We start from the raw sequence: 13,645 nt of genomic DNA, 5'->3' as shown, positions 1-13,645 counted from the left end.
CCCCTACTGGGCGGCCTCGGCTTCTTCAGCGGGCGCAGCAGGTGCGGGTTCTTCTTCGATGGGCTGATGGTCGGAGATGACCTTCACCGGCACCATGGCGATCACGCTGGCGTGCAGGCGCACGCGAACGGGATGTTCACCAAGGGTACGGATAGGGGCATCCATAAGGATGCGGCGGCGGTCAACTTCCACACCAAGGGCGGCAAGAGCGTCGCCGATGATGGTGGTGGTGACGGAGCCGTAAAGCTTGTCGTTGTCGCCCACGTGCATGGGGATAACAACTTCCAGGGCTTCCAGACGGGCCTGGAGGGCCTGGGCATCAGCGCGCACGGCATCCATGCGGGCCTGAAGCTTTTTGCGTTCCTGTTCAAAGCTCTTGAGGTTGGAAGGCGAAGCGACCATGGCCAGACCCTGCGGGAGCAGGAAATTGCGGCCATAACCAGCTTTCACTTCAACCACATCGCCAAGGCTGCCGAGATTTTCAACGTCGGCGCGAAGTATCAGTTTCATGTGCGCCTCCTTAAATGGTGCTCTTTTTCTTGACGCCGGAATCGTGCGTCGCGGTGTAGATGAGCAGGGCCATCTGGCGGGCGCGCTTGATTTCGCGGGTCAGCAGGCGCTGGTGATGTGCGCAGGTACCGGTGATGCGGCGGGCAATGATCTTGCCGCGTTCGGTGATGAAGTCGCGCAGAATGTCGGCGCGCTTGTAATCCAGGGGCAGATCTTTGTCTGCGCAGAAGCGGCAGAACTTGCGGCGCGGGGCAAATTTCTTCTTAAAAGCCATGTTAGGCAACCTCCCCGGCCACTTCGTCGGCCAGCTTGACGGTCACAAACTTGAAGATGCCGTCGGTGATGCGAATGTTGCGTTCCAGCTCAGCGATAAGCTCAGCAGGAGCCTGGTACACCAGACGCACATAAAAGCCGCGCATCAGTTTGCGAACCGGGTAGGCGAGGTCGCGCATGCCCCAATTGTCCACTTCCACCATGACGCCCTTCTCACGCTCGATGATCGCGGTAAGGGCGGCAATGGTGCCCTCGCGAGTATCGGCGGAAAGCTCCGGGGAAAGGAGCAGCAGGGTTTCAAATTTCCGCATTGGTATTCTCCTTTTGGATTGGCAGCCCACGCCACACAGGGCGCGAGCAAGGAACGAGTCTTATACTTCCGGCAAATGGGCCTGTCAAGCCGAAATTTTCAGAAGGATGAAAGCCTGCGCTGTCAGGGGGATGCAATGCCCTATGCGTACACGCGCGGGTTCATGCCGCCAAAAAGGCAGAGCACTTCGTAAGAAATGGTGCCCAGTGCATCCGCTATGTCCTGCGGCGTCACCGCCTTTTGCCCTGCCTCGGCGGGGCCGCCCATAAGCCAGGCCGTGTCGCCCACACGCACGGGCGGCAGCTCGCTGACGTCGGCCATGATCATGCCCATGCACACCCTACCCACCTGAGGAGCGCGCCGTCCGTTGATGAGCATGGCGGCGCGCGTTGAAAGCGATCGGTTGAAAGCCGTGGCGTAGCCAATGGCAACAACCGCCACGGTGGCGGGCTTTTGCGCTGTAAACAGTCGACCATACGACACGCTGCGGCCCTCGGCCACCTGACGTACTTCGATAACTGGCGCGCTGACGCTCATGGCCCATTCCAGACCGAGCGCATCGCCCTTGCTTTCCCACGAGGTGCCCGTAAAGGGATTGCCGCCGTATAGCGAAATGCCGGGGCGGCACACCTCGAAATGCGCTTCGGGGCGGCCTATGGTGCCAGCCGTATTGCAGAGCGAGCGCTCAATGTCGGGGAATGCCGTACGCAGCGCGTCAGACATGGCGGTAAAGCGCTTGATCTGGTCCTGTGAATAGGCTTCCTGCTCCGGCACGTCGGCGCATGAAAAGTGCGATATGACCATAGCCGGAGAGATGCCCGGGATGTTGCGCAGCCGGTCGATAGCCTGGGGCAGTTCTTCCTGCGAAAAGCCAAGGCGGCCCATGCCGGTTTCGCACTTTATGGCAACGCGCAGGATGCGCCCGGCGTGGCAATGGGCGGCGGCGCGTTCAAGCTGGTCAAAGTTGCCCACCACCGGGGTCAGGCCCTGCATGGCGGCTCCCTGCCACTCCACATCGGTGAGCGCGCCCAGAAGCGGCACAATGGTTTGCCGCAGGCCGGCCTCGCGCAGGGCCATGCCTTCTGATACGGTTCCCACGGCAAAGCGCCGCGCGCCTGCATCAGACAAAATCCGCGCCACAGGCACAAGGCCGTGGCCGTAGGCATCGGACTTGATGACCGGCATAAGCTTTTCAGCCTTGCCCATGCGGCCAAAATTGCGGCGGATGGCGGCCAGATCAATGTGGCACAGCGATGGTGAAAACGTGCAGTCGCTCACAGGGAATTCCCTCATTTGAACTTTGCTGAAGGACATTCTGCGCGGTTTGTCCGCGCACCGCGCATGGCGGCAGCGAAGGGTCGCCGTCCCCTGCGGCCCCCCGGCGCAACGGCCCCGGCCCTTGCGCGCAACACCCTTTAATGAAAGGGTGCAACCTTAACAATATTGCCCCCGAGGCACAACAATTAGCCGTGCTGCCTCCGCGCGACTTTTGCCGCCGACCATAACTTTTTGAGCAGGAATCCGCGAATATCTGCCCACGATGCGGCGTGCTCCCCCTCTTGCGCAGTGCGGCGCTTGCGGCTACTCTGCGCGGCATGTCCCAATCCGTATTTACCATCGAACACACCGACGGCGCGGCCCGCGCCGGGGTGCTGCGCACGGCTCACGGCACTATCCCCACGCCTATCTTTATGCCCGTGGGAACCGTGGGATCCGTCAAGGCTCTTGCCCCGGATGACCTGGCCGCCATTGGCGCGCCCATCATTCTGGGCAATACCTATCACCTTTATCTGCGCCCCGGCGATGAGCTTGTGCACCGGCGCGGGGGGCTGCACAAGTTCGCCTCCTGGCCCGGCTCCATCCTGACGGACAGCGGCGGTTTTCAGGTATTCAGCCTGAGCTCGCTGCGCAAGATCCGCGAGGAAGGCGTGGAGTTCCGCTCCCACCTTGATGGCTCAAAGCATCTGTTCACGCCTGAAAAGGTGCTGCAAATCCAGCGCAACCTGAATTCAGACATTATGATGGTGCTTGACGAATGCGTGCCCTTTGGCGCGGATTACGCCTATACGGAAAAATCCCTGGCCCTGACCACGCGATGGGCCAAGCGCGCCATGGACGCCTATCCGCCCGGTTCTGCGCACAATCTGATGTTCGGCATCACGCAGGGCGGTTTTTACAAAGACCTGCGCGAGCGCTCGGTAAACGAACTGTGCGCCATGGATTTTGACGGTTTTGCCATTGGCGGGCTTTCGGTGGGCGAGCCGAAAGACAAGATGTACGATCTGCTCTACCACACAGCGCCCCTGCTGCCCGGCGAAAAGCCCCGCTACCTCATGGGAGTGGGGACGCCGCTGGACATTGCCACGGGCATCCATGCCGGGGTGGACATGTTCGACTGCGTCCTGCCCACCCGCAATGCGCGCAACGGCACGCTCTATACATCGCTTGGCAAGATCAACATCAAGCGACGCGAATTTGCCGAGGATGACGGCCCTCTTGATCCCAATTGCCGTTGCTACGCCTGCCGCAATTTTTCGCGCGCCTATCTGCGGCATCTGTATGCCAGTCAGGAATTGCTGTCCTTCCGGCTCAATTCCCTGCACAACCTCACCTATTTTCTCGATCTGGCGCGCAACGCGCGTCAGGCCATCGTGGAAGGGCGCTATATGGATTTTCTGGCGAAAATCACGGCCCTGTATCCCGACGAAGCCGCACGCGCCGCCGCTGGCTCGTAAGCGCAACAAATACCATCCATAATATAGGGAGGGAGCTTTATGGTTCCCTCCCTTTTTGCGGCAAAAGAATGTGCGTTCCTGTCAGCCGCCCTTGGCCATGTTCATGATCTGTTGCAGCAGTTCTGTAAGGTAGGGGATGTTCATGCTGATGATCCGGGCCAGTATCTTGTAAAGAACGGCCAACACCAACGATGCGCCAATGCTGAACCCCAGCCCTCTGGCAATGCCTGACAGAAAGTTGAGCCAGAGTATCTTGCCGGTTTTCTGCGACAGCCGGATGTATTCCGTGAGGCCTGCGTCGTCGAGGCGTTGCAGCAGGAGTTCGGCATCTGTCTGTCTGGCTTCAGTTCGGTTGTCCATTGATCCACCTCGTGCGGAGTGCCGCTTGAGGCAGAGTCTATACGGTAAGCCCCAAAATCACAAAAACCCGTGATCCTGCGACCACGGGTTTGAAAATGTGTGCTGTACAGCAGCTGTAGGGCATGCCCTGCGGTGTCAATCGCTATGCCTGGATGTGCTCCAGCCCGCATTCGCGCTGCTCGCGGCGGCGTACCAGCCAGAAAACAAGCAGTGCTCCTGCCAGCTTGCTCAGGCTCATGGTAATGACAGACCAGGGCGTGGCAATGCCGATCATGCCCAGAAATACGATGCTGTCCAGCGGCGCGCCCACAAGGCTTGAAATGAGAATGCGCTGCGAAAACGGGCGGCGGGTAAAGGTGTATACCGCCCAGTCGCCCAGTTCGCCCACGGCAAAGGCCGCGGCGCTGGCCAGCGCAAGCTGCGGGCTGGCCATGAACCAGCTGACCACGCAACCCACAAGCATTCCCCAAAGCACATGGTGCCCAACACGGCGCTGCGCGTAATCGCGCACCACAAAAATAAAGCCGACGATGAGCGAAAGGGGAGCCCACATATCGCCATTGGGCAACTGGATGAGCGGAGTGACTGAAAAGGCGAAGTTAACGCCCACAATAAGTGCAATATAGGTAAATAGGCTGAACATGGGCGGGAGAGTAGGCATTGGCGCGCCTGTAGTCAAGCGGCGGGCTGTGAAATGTCCCACTGTTGGGGGCGTGACAGAAGCATAATAATGATGAGGTGTTCGGCGGCAAGGGCAATGTAGGTGTTGCCTCCCCGTTCGATTTTTTTCGTCCGTTTTTTGCACCAACTCCTGTGTCCGTCTATGCCCGTTTTGGGGCCTGTACCGGGGTTGGGGCAATGCCCTGCGTCTTGACCCCGAAGCGCGGATGTGGGACAGAAAGCCAGTTATAGTATGTTTCTAGAGTAAAGTTTACTCTGAGTGTGCCGGGCAGGTGCGCAAATCCATGCCCGCCCGAACGCGGAAGCGCAATTTCTTTGAGATGTTAGCCCGCATAGGGCGGCCTTTGTCGTGCCAGTGCGCCCGCGCCCTGCAAAATTGCCAGAAAATTTCCCGTCGAAGTTTACGGCGGTAGAGGCTGGATGTTTCCAGCCGGGAGAAAGAATGTCGGATCAGAACTATCGTTGCGGCTGGGTCGCACTTATGGGGCCGCCCAACGCGGGCAAATCCACCCTGCTGAACGCCTTGCTCGGCCAGAAGGTGACTATCGTCACCCCCAAGCCGCAGACCACGCGCAATCAGATTGTGGGCATCCTTACGGACGAGAAAGCCCAGGTTATTTTTATGGATACGCCGGGCCTTGCCCAGGTGCGCGGTCGGCTGAGCAAAACCATGCTCCAGGCCGTGTGGCAGAGCCTTGCCCAGGCCGAAGTCATCATGCCCGTGCTTGACGCCCACCTGTACATCCGCCACCCGGAATTTCTGGAGCGCGACCTTGAGCCGCTGTCCAGAGCGCTTTCCAATGATGACCGGCCCATGGTTGTGGTGGTCAATAAGGTGGACCTGTTCTCGGACAAAAGCCGCATGCTGCCGCTTTTGACCCGTCTGAGCGAAATGTGGCCCAAGGCGGAAATTTTCCCCACTTCGGCCCTGAATCGCGACGGCCTGCCGGAGCTGGCAAAGCTTATCCGTTCCAAGCTGCCCGTTGCCCAGGCTCAGTTCCCCGAAGACCAGATTTCCACGGCCCCCCTGCGGTTCATGACTGCGGAAATCGTGCGTGAAAAGCTGTTTCTGCATCTGCGCCAGGAAGTTCCCTATTCCGTGGCTGTGGACGTGGAAAGCTGGGAGGAAGACGAAGAGCGCGGCCAGACTGTGATCCACGCGGTCATCTATGTGGGGCGGCCCATGCACAAGGCCATGGTTATTGGCCGTGCGGGCGCTTCCATCAAGCAGATAGGCATTGAGGCCCGCAAGGAAATTCAGGATCTGGTGGGCGGCAAGGTGCATCTGGAGCTTTGGGTCAAGGTGCGCGAACACTGGACTGAAGACGCCGCCTTCCTGCGCGAGATGGGCCTGATGGCGGAGTAGTCATGGGCGATACCTTGTTGCTCGAACGCTATGCGCGGGTGCTTGACCGCATTGACGCGGCCTGCGCATCGGCTGGCCGCCCCCGCGAAAGCGTGAGGCTTATTGCCGTTTCAAAACTGCATCCGGCGGAATCCCTGGCCCAGGTGGCCGCCGCCGGGCAGATTGATTTTGGCGAAAACTACGTTCAGGAGGCCTTGCAAAAACGGCAAGACCTGAGCGCAGATCCGGCCACAGCAGCGCAGTGCGCCGGGATTCGCTGGCACATGATCGGTCATGTGCAAAGCCGCAAGGCACCGCTGGTGGCGGGGGCTTTCAATCTTGTGCATACCCTTGATTCCCGCAAGCTTGCGGACGCCTTTGAGCGGCGTCTGGCAGAGGGTGGTGCGCGTCAGCCAGTGTTGTTTGAGGTGAATGTTGGGGGCGAATCGCAAAAATCCGGTGTGATGTCTGCAGATTTACCGGAATTGGCCGATTATGTTCTTGAGCATTGCCCGCACCTTGAGGTGCAGGGCCTCATGTGTCTGCCCCCGGTTTTTGACGCGGGCGATGCAGCGCGGCCCCATTTTGCAAGGTTGCGTGAATTGCGCGATGCCTTGAGCACCCGCCTTGGCCTGCCCCTGCCCGAGCTTTCCATGGGCATGAGCGGTGATTTTGAAGGCGCGGTGGCCGAAGGGGCCACCATGGTGCGCATAGGTACGGATATTTTCGGGCCGCGTCCTGCCAAGGTGTGAACAGCTTTGGCACAAAGTCTGCTACATGCCATGCAGACCTGAATGACTTGAGCGGTTCGCATTCATGACCCCACAATAGCGGTGGAGTACGTATGGCGGCCAAAGAAAAAGAATCAAAGGCCCTGCCGGAAGGGCAGGCTGAAAACCCCAAGAAGGGCTCCAAGGCCAAGCGCATCGTCATTATTTTGGCGATATTGCTTATCACGCTGAGTGGTGCTGGCATTGGCGGCTATTGGTGGTTTTTCATCCGCACACCGTCTTCGGCAAGTTCTGCGCCTGCTGAAGCTGCATCTGCGGATGCCGCAGGCAAAGGCGCAGCGGGCCAGACAGGCGCAGGCGGTTCTGGCGGCGCAGGCGGCGCATCCGGCCATGCCGGGGCAGGCGGCGCGGGAGGCGCGGGTGACGGGCGCATTGAACGGCAGGGCGATCTGCCGCGCAGTGGTGGTCAGGTCTTGCCGCTGCCGCCCATAACCGTGAACATTTCCGACCCCACAGGGCGGCGGTATCTCAAGCTGGGCATGGAGGTCGAGGTCAATGCGGACGTTGCCGCCGCATTGCAGGCCAACAATCCGCGTATCCGCGATGCCATCATCATGCTGCTGGCGGGCAAGACGTTTAACGATATCTCCACGCCTGACGGCAAGGTGCTGTTGAAGGCGGAGGTGGCCGCGCGGCTGAACCAGATTCTGGGCGCGCAGAGGGTCATACGCGTATATTTTACCGATTTTGTCGTGGAGTAACACTGGAAGCTCTGCCTCTGGCGGGCCCAGGCATCTGCTTCTTGTGCGGACGCGGTTTCAGACAGAGGCTTTTGGCAGCCATGCCCGTTGCGGGGCGCGCCGTTGCCGCGATGCCGCCCGAATGTTCGGGTGTGCATGTTGGAATAGAGAATGAGGTGACGTATGTCGCAGGAAGATCAGGAAGCCTTGGCGGCCCAGTGGGCCGCGCAACTGGAAGATGAAGCCAACGCGGCAGAACCTGCTGCACCTGCTGCGGATGCTGCGCCCGCTGGCGCGGCTGGCGGAACATCCGGCGCTGCGCTGGATGAGGAAGCTCTGGCGGCTCAGTGGGCAGAATCGCTGGCGCAGGATGAGGAAGACAAGGGGCCGACCTCCTTTGGCGGTGCAGGTGCAGGGCTTGGCGGTCATCCGGTAGACGCGCATTTTCAGGACATGACTGAAATGGCCCGTCAGCCCAAGGACAACAAGCTCAAGCGGGAGCTGGATTTTATTCTGGATATTCCGCTGGATGTGTCTGCCGAACTTGGGCGCACCCGTCTGCTCATCAACGAACTGCTGCAGCTTGGTCAGGGGTCCGTGGTGGAGCTGAACAAGCTGGCTGGCGAACCGCTGGAAGTATTTGTGAACGGCAAGCTGGTGGCGCGCGGCGAGGCCGTGGTCATCAACGAAAAGTTCGGCGTGCGCCTCACCGATATCATCAGTCCCATTGAAAGGGTGAAGCAGCTTGGCTAGCCTGCCTGTGTTGTTGGCCGCAGCCGAAGGCGGTCTTTCGGGCAGCGCCGTGCGCGGCGTGGTCACTTCTGGCGCGCAAGGTTCTGCGGCCGCGGTGCCGCCGGGTCTGGAGCAGACGGTGGCTGCCGCAGCCGAGCAGATGCTGCGCGGGCTGGATATGGCCGCTCAGTCTGCGCAACGCGTTGGCATTGCTACGGAGCAGGCCGCAGCCTCGCTGGCGGATCCTGCTTCAACGCTTGGGCAGTCGTCTTTTTCCTGGGGCAGCTACATTCAGGCCGTTGGCATTCTGTTTTTGCTGGTGGCCGTGCTGTGGCTGGCCGTATGGCTGGCGCGCCGTTTCGGCAAGTTCAATTTTCTGCCGCGTCCGGGGGCGCTTCCGCGCGATGCCTTGGTCATGGAGGCTCAGCTTCCGCTTGGGCCGCGTAAAGGCTTGATGGTGGTACGCTTCTTGAATAAAAGGTTGCTGCTGGGCGTTACCGACCAGCAGATTACCCTTCTGACAGAGGAGCAGGCACAGCATGAGCCAGAGAACGCCGATTTCAAACAGATCATGGAAGAAGCCCGTCGCGGCGCTGGCGGCAGCTAGCCTCTTCATCCTCATGCCGGTTCTGGCCCTTGCGGCTCAGGATCTGGCCATGCCCGCAATGCAGCTCACCCTGGCCGGTGGGGCGCAATCGCCGGAAAAAGTCTCGGTCTTGCTGGAAATTCTCTTCCTGCTCACCGTGCTTTCCGTTGCCCCGGCCATCATGCTCACTGTCACCAGTTTCACCCGCATCATTATTGTTTTCAGCTTTCTGCGGCAGGCCATGGGCGTGCAGCAGCTGCCCCCCACCCAGATTCTTGCCAGTCTTGCCATTTTTATGACGGTGGTCATCATGTACCCCGTGGGCAAGCAGATCAATGATAACGCCCTGCAACCCTATCTGGCCGAGCAGATTGATTACAAGGTGGCGCTCGACCGGGCGCAGGCCCCTTTGCGCACCTTTATGTTCAAGCATACGCGCGAAAAGGATCTTTCTGTCTTCTATTCCATCAGCAAGATGGAAGCGCCGCGCAGCAAGGAGGAAGTGCCCACCATGCTGCTGGCAGCCGCCTATGTTATCAGCGAGCTTAAAACCGCCTTTACCATCGGCTTTCTCATCTACATTCCTTTTCTGGTGCTGGATATGGTCATTTCCAGCGTGCTGCTGGCCATGGGCATGATGATGCTGCCGCCCATGATGGTGTCCATGCCCTTCAAGCTGCTGCTCTTTGTTATGGTGGACGGCTGGAATCTGCTGGTCGGCTCGCTTGTGAACAGCTTTCTGCTCTGACCGGAGCCCCGCGCGCAACGTTGGCCCGGTTTTTGCCTAAGAGATGGAAAGATTCACACACCGTCAATTTTCAGGAGTCACCCATGTCCCCAGATTTCGTCATCGGTTTCGGTCGGCAGGCCATTGAACTTTGCTTGATGATGTCCTTGCCCATGCTTGGCGTGGGGCTTGGAGTGGGTGTGATTGTCAGCGTTATTCAGGCTGCAACCCAGATTCAGGAGATGACGCTGACCTTCATCCCCAAGGTTGTGTGCATGTTTCTGGCTCTGCTTATGGCCCTGCCCTGGCTTATGGAGCGCATGACTACCTTTACCCGTGACGTGTTCATCAATATTCCCACTTACATCCGGTAAAGACCGCCTCACGGGTCGCCCTTTTCGGCGCATACAACCCGCCCCGGCAGCAGCGCAATAATGCGTCTCGCTGACAGGGCGGGGTTTTGCGTTCAGCGGAGCTTTGCTTGCCTGTCTGAGACAGGCGGCGCGCAATAACGGATGATATTATGTTGCTGTAGGCGTTTATAAACTGATGTGAGCAGTAGTATGACTGCATTTTGTAAAAGCAATTCATTTTTTACAATATATAAAGTATATCTAATAAAAATCTAGAGAAAGTTTAGTGCCATTATTATTGCAATAAAAAGGGAAGTGCGGTTGCACTTCCCTTTTTATTGCTGTCAAGAGCTTGTCTGAACTGTGTAAAAAAGGCCAGATGTGTTGGCGTACTTTTTGCTTTAGGTTTTGCTGAGCAGAAATTGCCCTACGATGCAGAATTTTTTGCTCTGTGCGCTGCGGCAAGGCCCAGCAGTACGGCGCCGGCCTGCGCCACGTTGAGCGAGTCAAAGGAGCGGGCAAGCGGAATGCGCAGCATGTGGGCGCACCGTTTGGCGACGCCGGGCCTCAGGCCTTTGTCCTCATTGCCCAGAACCAGCACGGCAGGCAACTGCATGGGTTCATCAAAGGCGTTGAGGCTTGATGGGCCATCGCCACCCGCGCCGTAAATGGTCAGGCCAGCTTCTTCGGCACTGTCGAGGGCGTGGCCCAGGTTGGTGACGCGGGTCACGGGCAGTTTTTCCAGTGCGCCAGCCGCGGCCCTGCGGGCTGCGGGGCCAAGATAGGCGCTGTTGTGTTGGGGCAAAATGATGCCCGCACCGCCCAGAGCATACAGGGTGCGGCAGATTGTGCCCACGTTGCCGGGATCTTGCACCTGGTCAAGGGCCACAATGAGGGGCAGGGGGGCATCGCCCGCCGCGGCCAGCAGGTCGGCAAGTTCGGTAAAGCCGGTGGCGGCCAGACGGGCCACAACGCCCTGATGGGAAACGCCGTCACGGCCTTGACGCCCCTGGGCAGTTTGACTGCCAGCGCCACGGCACAGGCGGTCGAGGGCCACTTGGTCTACCAGGCTGAAGCGCACGTTGTGCTGACGGCAAAGGTTCAGCACTTCCTGCGCATCGGGGCCGCGCAGGCCTTTTTTGCAGAAGACGCAGTCGATGCGCTGGGGCTCGCTGGCAAGCAGTTCCAGCACAGGCTTGAGGCCCGGCAGCAGCGGGGCTTGTTCAGTTTCATTATGCATATGAGCCTCCGGGCAGTGTGCATTGGCCGCCGTGCGGCCTGAGTGATTGGAGAGGATTGTGCAGGCAAGAACCCGCTAGAAATATTTATGCGATATGCTGCGCAGTTGCGCACGCGTGTGGGCTTTTGGCAGTCCATGCCGTGGCATCCGCGCACGGGGAAGGAACAGACAGCCCTTGGCGGCTGTGTACGCATCTTCCCGGCAGATGGCAAGCCGGGGCGGCAAAAGGGGAGGAAACAATGGTTGCAGCATCGAACAGGAACGGATCGGCAATGGCAAGGCTGTTTTTTCTGGCTGTTGTCTGCTGTCTGCTGCTTGCGGGGGGCTGCGCCTCTCGGCAGGGCGGCGACTCCGGAGGGGGATTGTCGATGTCTGTGCCGGAAGAGGATACTTCCCCGCCGCTGACGGCCAGTGAAACCGCCGCCCTCAACACTACCGGGCAGGTGGACAAAAACATCCCCGAAAGTGCCATGGCGGACGTGACGCGCCAGTACAAATACTTTTTGCGTAAGGGCCGCCCCACCATGAGCGCATCGTCAAAAAGGGCGGAGCAGTTTCTTGCCTATGCCAAGCGCGTGTTCCGCTCGCGGGGCATGCCGGAAGATCTGGCCTATCTTGCCATTGTGGAAAGTGGTTACCGCTGTGAGGTGCGCTCGCCTGCCGGGGCCGCCGGGGCATGGCAGTTCATGCCCTATACCGGGCAAAAGTATGGGCTGAACCAGGACTGGTGGACGGACGAGCGGCTTGATCCCTTCAAATCCACCGAGGCAGCGGCAGACTATCTGCAAAAACTCTATGGCGATTTTGGCGACTGGCCTACGGCCATTGCGGCCTACAACGCCGGAGAAGGCAAGATTGGGCGCGCCAAGCAGGGCACGGGCGGGCGTGACTTTTTTGAAATCAAGTCGCGCAACCATATGCTGGACGACAAGGCACAGCTGCGCGATGAAACCAAGCAGTATGTGCCGCGCTATCTGGCTGTGACCAAGATCATGCGCAACCTTCCCCAGCTTGGCTTTGATCCCATCCATCCCGACAATGCGCCGGGCGTGCTGCGCCTGACCGCCAAACCCGGCACGGATCTGGCGGGCGTGGCCCGCGCCTGCCGTATGGATATGGACGAGTTTTCGGCATTCAACCGGCATCACAAACGCCCCATGACCGACACTAGCCGCACTACATATATATATGTACCGGCAAGTCGGGAACGGGCGGCTCAGGCATTTCTGTCTTCCCCCCAGTGCGCGCCCTATGCGGGATGGGCCCCCAGTACGGTGGCCTCCAGCGCGGACTCATGGGACAAAATCAGCCGCCGCTGCGGTGTGCCAGTAGCTTCGCTGCGGGCAGCCAACCCTGGCAATCCCTATCTGAAAGCCGGCGAAACTGTGCTGGTTCCGCGTTCGGTAAATATGTCTGCCCAGGCTGTGGCGGCTCTGGATGCCAAACCGGCCAAGGGGCAGACTAAGGCGGGCAAGCCCGGCAATGAAGCTGCCAGCCGCGAACCGCAAGCATCCTCGGCCCGAGTGGTCGCCGCCAATGATGGGGCAAAGCACACCCTACGGGCGGATGAAACACTCACCTCTGTGGCCCGCAAATATGGTGTGAGCGTGCAGGATATCCAGCAGAGCAATGGTATTTCTGATCCGCACAAGGTGCATGCTGGCGCGGTGTTGCGCATCCCGGCCCAGGGCGGCGGTCAAAGCAGCGGACAGGCTGCGCCCGCAGTTGGGCGGCCTGTGGCTGCCGGGCCTGATGGGCATCTCGGCAAGGATCGCGATAAGGACAAGCCCGCCAAGGCCGCCAAAACAAGCAAAACTACCTATACCGTGCAGGCCAACGATACCTTGTGGAAGATCGCCCGCACCTACAATGTGAGCGTGGATGATCTGAAACGCTGGAACAGCGTGGACGAAAAGAACCTGCGCACGGGCGCTCGTCTGGTTGTGGAACAGTAGGCTGAAAGCCGCACTGTTGGCCAGTTTGCGCAGATATGAATGGATTGTTTTGTAAAAATTTACATTTGTTGCTTGACTTGCGGGGGCCTTTAAGGCAATTTCCCCCTTCGCGACAAGGGAAAACGGTTAAGGGAAACGCAAGCGAAAAGATTTTTCGCGGAAACGAAAATAACGGTTGACTCCTGAAGCGAAGGGGAGCATAACCGCTCCTCGCGATTGAAGAAAACGACTGGCTTCACGGTGAAACGAAAGTTTCACGAAACGGAAAAAAGTTGTTGACTTCGAAAGCAAAGGGGAGCATAAACGCTCCTTGCGATTGAAGAAAACGACTGGCTTCACGGTGAAACGAAAGTTTCACGAAACGGAA

The 13,645-nt window shown here is 59.3% G+C and carries 16 protein-coding genes; 9 read left to right on the top strand and 7 right to left on the bottom strand.

Going from position 1 to position 13,645, the window contains the following annotated elements:
* Window positions 1-3: 3 nt before the first annotated feature.
* The 4 genes from rplI to alr form a co-directional block, all read right to left on the bottom strand.
* Window positions 4-510: a 50S ribosomal protein L9 gene (gene rplI, locus QZ383_RS09880; RefSeq protein WP_192112797.1), complete on the bottom strand. Its 507-nt coding sequence runs from the start codon at window positions 508-510 to the stop codon at window positions 4-6.
* Between the two features lie 10 nt (window positions 511-520).
* Window positions 521-784, bottom strand: a complete 264-nt coding sequence (gene rpsR, locus QZ383_RS09875; RefSeq protein ID WP_022659828.1) for a 30S ribosomal protein S18 — start codon at window positions 782-784, stop codon at window positions 521-523.
* A gap of 1 nt (window position 785) precedes the next feature.
* Complete coding sequence (rpsF, locus tag QZ383_RS09870; RefSeq protein ID WP_240825515.1) at window positions 786-1,094, bottom strand: 30S ribosomal protein S6; 309 nt, start codon at window positions 1,092-1,094, stop codon at window positions 786-788.
* A 140-nt stretch (window positions 1,095-1,234) separates the two neighbouring features.
* Entirely contained in the window at window positions 1,235-2,386 is a 1,152-nt protein-coding gene (alr, locus tag QZ383_RS09865) for an alanine racemase (protein WP_291445062.1), read from the bottom strand.
* A gap of 302 nt (window positions 2,387-2,688) precedes the next feature.
* Here alr and tgt point away from each other — a divergent pair, with 302 nt between their 5' ends.
* The gene (gene tgt, locus QZ383_RS09860; protein ID WP_240825517.1) at window positions 2,689-3,828 is read left to right on the top strand and encodes a tRNA guanosine(34) transglycosylase Tgt; all 1,140 of its coding nucleotides are present in this window, start codon (window positions 2,689-2,691) and stop codon (window positions 3,826-3,828) included.
* A gap of 81 nt (window positions 3,829-3,909) precedes the next feature.
* Here the strand turns inward: tgt and QZ383_RS09855 are convergent, their stop codons facing one another.
* Complete coding sequence (locus QZ383_RS09855) at window positions 3,910-4,188, bottom strand: DUF5665 domain-containing protein (RefSeq protein WP_291445061.1); 279 nt, start codon at window positions 4,186-4,188, stop codon at window positions 3,910-3,912.
* Between the two features lie 142 nt (window positions 4,189-4,330).
* Window positions 4,331-4,849, bottom strand: coding sequence for a VUT family protein (locus tag QZ383_RS09850; protein ID WP_291445060.1), 519 nt, complete (start codon window positions 4,847-4,849; stop codon window positions 4,331-4,333).
* A 462-nt stretch (window positions 4,850-5,311) separates the two neighbouring features.
* On the opposite strand from QZ383_RS09850, the gene era reads away from it, so the two are divergent.
* The 7 genes from era (at window position 5,312) to fliQ (ending at window position 10,104) form a co-directional block, all read left to right on the top strand.
* The gene (gene era, locus QZ383_RS09845) at window positions 5,312-6,235 is read left to right on the top strand and encodes a GTPase Era (RefSeq protein ID WP_291445059.1); all 924 of its coding nucleotides are present in this window, start codon (window positions 5,312-5,314) and stop codon (window positions 6,233-6,235) included.
* Between the two features lie 2 nt (window positions 6,236-6,237).
* Window positions 6,238-6,966: a YggS family pyridoxal phosphate-dependent enzyme gene (locus QZ383_RS09840; RefSeq protein ID WP_291445058.1), complete on the top strand. Its 729-nt coding sequence runs from the start codon at window positions 6,238-6,240 to the stop codon at window positions 6,964-6,966.
* 92 nt (window positions 6,967-7,058) lie between these two features.
* Window positions 7,059-7,706 carry a flagellar basal body-associated FliL family protein gene (locus tag QZ383_RS09835; RefSeq protein ID WP_291445057.1) on the top strand — a complete coding sequence of 216 codons (648 nt, stop codon included), beginning with the start codon at window positions 7,059-7,061 and terminating at the stop codon, window positions 7,704-7,706.
* Window positions 7,707-7,868: 162 nt separating this feature from the next.
* A complete protein-coding gene (gene fliN / locus QZ383_RS09830; RefSeq protein ID WP_291445056.1) occupies window positions 7,869-8,438 on the top strand; it encodes a flagellar motor switch protein FliN in 570 nt (189 codons plus the stop codon).
* Window positions 8,431-9,024, top strand: coding sequence for a flagellar biosynthetic protein FliO (gene fliO / locus QZ383_RS09825; protein ID WP_291445055.1), 594 nt, complete (start codon window positions 8,431-8,433; stop codon window positions 9,022-9,024). Before fliN ends, fliO begins: the two co-directional genes overlap by 8 nt.
* 13 nt (window positions 9,025-9,037) lie before the next feature.
* Window positions 9,038-9,751, top strand: coding sequence for a flagellar type III secretion system pore protein FliP (gene fliP / locus QZ383_RS09820; RefSeq protein WP_365861744.1), 714 nt, complete (start codon window positions 9,038-9,040; stop codon window positions 9,749-9,751).
* A gap of 83 nt (window positions 9,752-9,834) precedes the next feature.
* Window positions 9,835-10,104, top strand: a complete 270-nt coding sequence (gene fliQ / locus QZ383_RS09815; RefSeq protein ID WP_291445054.1) for a flagellar biosynthesis protein FliQ — start codon at window positions 9,835-9,837, stop codon at window positions 10,102-10,104.
* Window positions 10,105-10,510: 406 nt separating this feature from the next.
* Here the strand turns inward: fliQ and QZ383_RS09810 are convergent, their stop codons facing one another.
* Window positions 10,511-11,323, bottom strand: coding sequence for an RNA methyltransferase (locus QZ383_RS09810; RefSeq protein ID WP_291445053.1), 813 nt, complete (start codon window positions 11,321-11,323; stop codon window positions 10,511-10,513).
* A gap of 272 nt (window positions 11,324-11,595) precedes the next feature.
* Here QZ383_RS09810 and QZ383_RS09805 point away from each other — a divergent pair, with 272 nt between their 5' ends.
* Complete coding sequence (locus QZ383_RS09805) at window positions 11,596-13,278, top strand: lytic transglycosylase domain-containing protein (protein WP_291445052.1); 1,683 nt, start codon at window positions 11,596-11,598, stop codon at window positions 13,276-13,278.
* Window positions 13,279-13,645 lie beyond the last annotated feature (367 nt).

The sequence above is a fragment of the Desulfovibrio sp. genome (genome assembly GCF_019422935.1).
GTDB lineage: Bacteria > Desulfobacterota > Desulfovibrionia > Desulfovibrionales > Desulfovibrionaceae > Desulfovibrio.
Note: the sequence above shows the minus strand (reverse complement) of the source record. Positions and strands in the feature narration are given on the sequence as shown.